This window comes from Bartonella sp. CR84HXZ (assembly GCF_042194535.1).
Lineage (GTDB): Bacteria > Pseudomonadota > Alphaproteobacteria > Rhizobiales > Rhizobiaceae > Bartonella > Bartonella grahamii.
In genome coordinates, this window is record NZ_JBHIMY010000096.1 from 1 (window position 1) to 1,078 (window position 1,078).

At 40.5% G+C, this 1,078-nt stretch carries 1 protein-coding gene and 1 pseudogene; both read right to left on the reverse strand.

Annotation, left to right across the window (positions count from 1 at the left end; translation table 11 throughout):
* Positions 1 to 224 precede the first annotated feature (224 nt).
* Positions 225 to 716, reverse strand: a complete 492-nt coding sequence (locus tag ACFIKD_RS09540) for a hypothetical protein (RefSeq protein WP_375647916.1) — start codon at positions 714 to 716, stop codon at positions 225 to 227.
* Positions 631 to 1,078, reverse strand: a pseudogene (locus ACFIKD_RS09545) (hypothetical protein); the annotation flags it as partial. The gene ACFIKD_RS09540 and the pseudogene ACFIKD_RS09545, both read right to left, overlap by 86 nt.

A 1,078-nucleotide genomic window follows, 5' to 3' on the forward strand; every position in this document is an offset into this window, starting at 1 on the left:
CTTCTGTTTACGTTTTTTTAAAAACATCTGGTTTAATATCCCCTATCTAAATCCATAACTTTACCAATGGGTTTATTTGCCTCAAAATGGACTGTACAGAAGCGTTTTTAATTTCAATGTGGTTTTTATCATAAAATCTTTAAATCGCTCTGTACGGTACCTTTCTGTCAATTTAAACGCATCTCTATTCTCAAAATCATCAGCAAATTTCACTACTTTGCTGTTTATCCTTCAATGCCCTTTAAAACCTCTTCAAGTTCTTTTTGAAGCTTTTCTATGCGTTCTGATGGCATCGATGCCTTTTGATTTGTTCCCTTTTCAGGCTTTTCAAGGCTCCTAAGAATGTACTTTGCATGAAAGCGAATATTGCCTTCAAGCGTCTTACAATAACGATAAAAATCTGCTGTTGAGGGCATAAAGGTCGAATTTAAGCCCTCGGCTTTGCCTTTCAAAGCGTTCTTTGTTGCCGTTTGCAATACCCAGCTGCTTATGCCTTCAAGAGCGTAAAGATACGCAAGCGCTGTCGCTTTTTCATCTGATCCCATGGGGCTCTTAAGTCCATTTGAAAGGACAAGATACGTTGTTTGAATTTCTTCTTCAGTCGCTTTCTTTTCAAGCTTTTGCAATGCATCATGGACTAATGAGGTAATTCTCTCCGCTTCTGCAATCAATGGTTTTTGCCCCGTTTTCCAAAGGAATGGTGGTTCGGTTGTCATCCTCGAATAAAAATTTGTACACACTATCTGAATTTTTGATATTGGACATGTGCTGTGCAACGCGATAACTCCATCCACGCTGCTGTTCTGTTGTTTCAGTGCTTGGCTTTCCATAGTTTTTTCCTTTCTGTAAATCTTCAATTGCCTTGCGTACCCAATTGCGCCATGTTGCTTGCCAATCCGTTTTGCATGCGTCCTTACCTGCCTTGGCATTCCAATAATCTCTAAATTTTGCGATTTCGACTTTCACACGCTCTGGAGGCAAGCCCTCTCTAATCGCAAAATCGCAATCGGGTTCAAAATCCGCAGGCAATCGACAGCCTCTATCGGTTTTAACCCGCTTGGCTTTCTTAGGAACGCTT

Excerpts from the sequence above, each read along its gene's own strand:
- ACFIKD_RS09540 (WP_375647916.1), bottom strand. The coding sequence starts at position 716 with ATGACAACCGAACCACCATTCCTTTGGAAAACGGGGCAAAAACCATTG.